Here is a 2,264-nt window from a genome sequence, read left to right as displayed (position 1 = left end):
GTAGAGTAGGGATGAAGCGCTTTACCCCGTTTACCGGGGCAAGTTTCTTCATCCCTCTCGCCAAACCGGACGTGCGAGTTTCCCCGCATCCGGCTTTCTATGCACGACTTTCGTCGCGGGTGGTCCTCAGTGTATATTGAGGGCGCGCAATGCCTTCCAGAACCCGTCGGCTCCCGGCGGGAACCACGTACTCTCGTCGGTATTCCATCCGTTCGATATTCGGGTGCCTCGGTCTATGTAGCGGGCGGTACCGCCTTCCACGAAGGGACGCAGTTGGATGGGGCCATCGGCCCACACCTTCCGTTTCCCCCGCTGACCTTTGAAGCGTCGCCGCATCTGTTTCCACGATGCGTTTTTATGCTTCGCTCTCAGCCAGCGTCCGACGCGCTGCTCCAGCCACCAGTCGAGCGCCACGAACGTCCGCCATGCGCCAGTGGCATAGCGGTAGTAGTTGCGCCAACCGGTGACGATCGGATTGACCTTGCCGATGACCCGCGCGAGGGGCTCGCCTGTCGGCATTCCTCGCACGATGCCCTTGAGCCGATGGCGCAGATCGTTGGCCTTGTTCTTCGGGATGAAGAGCTTGCCGACGGGCTTTCCGCTATAGATCGCCCGTGCCTGCACCATCCGATAACCGAGGAAGTCGAAGCCCTCCCGGATATCGGTGATCTTGGTCTTTTCCATCGACAGTTCCATACGCAGCTCCTGTCGAAGGAACTGCGACAGCGCTTCGCGCTCAGCTTCCGCCTCGTCCCGCGTTCCCTCCACGAGGACGACAAAGTCGTCCGCATATCGGACCGCGAAGAAGGTTGGCCGCCCAGCCCGGTAATCAGTGTTCCGGCGGTCGGTCGAGTTCTTCGGGTTTTCTCGGGGGCGAGGTGTCCATCGTCCGTATCGTTCATCAATGGCCGTAAGGTAGATATTGGCCAGCAATGGCGAGACGATGCCACCCTGTGGCGTTCCCGCCACGGGGTGACGGATGGCACCTTCGACCATGATTCCAGCCTTCAGGAAGGCAAGTACGAGCCGGAGAACCTTGCGGTCCGTTATCCGGCGTCGCACCTTCTCCATCAGGACATGGTGGTCGATGGCGTCGAAGCAGCCCTTGATGTCGCCTTCGATCACGTAGCGGGTCCGCGAAGGACCATATCGTGTCGGCTGCAACCGCTTCTGGATTCTCGCCAGAGCGTCGTGGGTGCTTCGACCGGGCCGGAATCCGTAAGAAGTCGGATGGAAATCCGCCTCAAATATGGGTTCCAGCATCAGCTTGAGCGACATTTGCACCAATCGGTCTTTGAGCGTTGGGATGCCCAGCGGGCGAACTTTTCCCGGCTTGCCCGGCTTCGGTATCAACCGCTGCCGGACGGGTTCGGGGTGATAGGTTCCGCTGCGAAGCTCATCCCGGATTGCTCCGAGGAACGCCGCAACCCCATCGGGCTGCTCTTCGACCTTGCGCCGCGTGATGCCATCCGTGCCCGGTGTCTGGCTGCCTCGGTTGCGGGCCAGCCTTTGCCAAGCATGTTCAAGCGTCCTGCGATCACAAACGAGATTGAACAGATCAGCGAACCGCTTTTCGGGGTCCGCCGTACTCCACCGATACAGCCTGCGTTGCATGTCGAGGACGAACCCGGTGTTCACCGCGTCGGACATGTGTCCACCTCCTGCTTGCCTACTGTACCCACTGCCTCCCTTCGCCATGTGGACGGCTTTCCCGCCCTCCGACTACTACGAAGGCTCCGCCCCTTGCCGTGGCGTTCGCCAGTCGCCTTGGTCATTCCGCGCCCGTTTGGGCCGGGAAAGCCACGACAAGGTTCCCAGGTTCCAATGACGTTCCTTCGACCGCTACAGGAGCCGACTCTACCCCGGGTGGCGTCGGACACGCGGCCATCACAGATCCAGCCGCGCGCTGACATGCGGTTGTCCCGCATGCCCCCGTTCGCCGCGCGGATAGCGGCAAACAGCTCACCACCAGTCTCACGACTGCCCCGCCCACTTTCGATTTGGCGGGGGAGTTGTCTTTCCGAGGCTTCCATCATCGGTTCGTTAAACTCTCCATACGGTCTCGCTCGCCGGACCGGACAACCCGAAAGTGGCCTTCCGTCCGGCTTTGAGGGATTCTGCTCATTTATGGTCCCCCATAGGCACATGGGTTTCCTCATCCCTCTGCTTGTCCCATCGCACTGTGCTACGACGGGCGTGGGGCCTTTCACCCCACAGGATCGTCACCAGCTTATGCGGGTTCCCACCCCGCCTCCTGGCGCACA

The 2,264-nt window shown here is 61.3% G+C and carries 1 protein-coding gene; it reads right to left on the bottom strand.

All coding sequences use genetic code 11. The features are described 5' to 3' along the window. Positions 1 to 126: 126 nt before the first annotated feature. Positions 127 to 1,650 carry a group II intron reverse transcriptase/maturase gene (ltrA, locus tag C5748_RS27275; protein WP_105746179.1) on the bottom strand — a complete coding sequence of 508 codons (1,524 nt, stop codon included), beginning with the start codon at positions 1,648 to 1,650 and terminating at the stop codon, positions 127 to 129. Positions 1,651 to 2,264 lie beyond the last annotated feature (614 nt).

Origin of the sequence: Phyllobacterium phragmitis, assembly GCF_002980495.1 — a bacterium.
Taxonomy (GTDB): domain Bacteria; phylum Pseudomonadota; class Alphaproteobacteria; order Rhizobiales; family Rhizobiaceae; genus Paramesorhizobium; species Paramesorhizobium phragmitis.
Note: the sequence above shows the minus strand (reverse complement) of the source record. Positions and strands in the feature narration are given on the sequence as shown.

Coding starts and splice junctions, on each gene's coding strand:
- ltrA (WP_105746179.1), bottom strand. CDS start 1,650: ATGTCCGACGCGGTGAACACCGGGTTCGTCCTCGACATGCAACGCAGG.